The 715-nt window shown below is 30.8% G+C and carries 1 protein-coding gene; it reads left to right on the forward strand.

The features are described 5' to 3' along the window. Positions 1-307: 307 nt before the first annotated feature. A complete protein-coding gene (locus C6B38_RS09415; RefSeq protein WP_146693347.1) occupies positions 308-553 on the forward strand; it encodes a hypothetical protein in 246 nt (81 codons plus the stop codon). Positions 554-715 lie beyond the last annotated feature (162 nt).

The following is a 715-nucleotide window of genomic DNA, read 5'->3' on the forward strand; positions in this document are numbered from 1 at the left end:
GTTGATGTTATGGGGGAACAAGAAAAAATATTGCTGATGATAAATCGTTGGGGATACTTAAATACAGAGTAAATCGGTTTATTAGTTAATAAGAAAAAACGAATACAGAGTAAATCGGTTTATTAGTTAATAAGAAAAAACGGGCGACCGAAGAACTTTTAAAAACATTACATAAAAAGGGTTAATAAAAGTTGACCAACATACCCATCGTAATATTTATTATCTTTCTCATAAGGGAAATAATTTTGTTGGGCGTGAACACAAAAAAGCAATTAAAATAAATTGCTATGAACTCCCCCACCAAGATATGCTCATCAAATGACTTGTTGCACAAAATGACATCGAAAATTACCAAACAGAGCGGGAGTTAAAAATGGAAAACGATAACCTCAACGCCTACCCTGACTTAATTGTTTACAAAACTGATGGGACAATTCAATTAGTGGAATTTGAGCGAACACGAAAAACTCCCGAGCGGTTTAGAAAAAAACTTGATGGTCTTTGCAAATACTATAAAGACAACTACCAAGTCCACTGAATTACCCCAACTTAAACCCTCGCTAACTGAATTGAAAATCAAATCAATAACTATGCTTGACAAGAACTAAACACCTACGAAATCTGAAACAAATAAAAAAATAAATTTTTATTTATTTTAAAATAGAGGTTGTTATTAAAAATTTTATTGTTAAGATGAAATTATAAAAATAGAAAT

This window comes from Spiroplasma sp. ChiS (assembly GCF_002968355.1).
Classification (GTDB): Bacteria; Bacillota_I; Bacilli_A; order Mycoplasmatales; family Mycoplasmataceae; genus Spiroplasma; species Spiroplasma citri.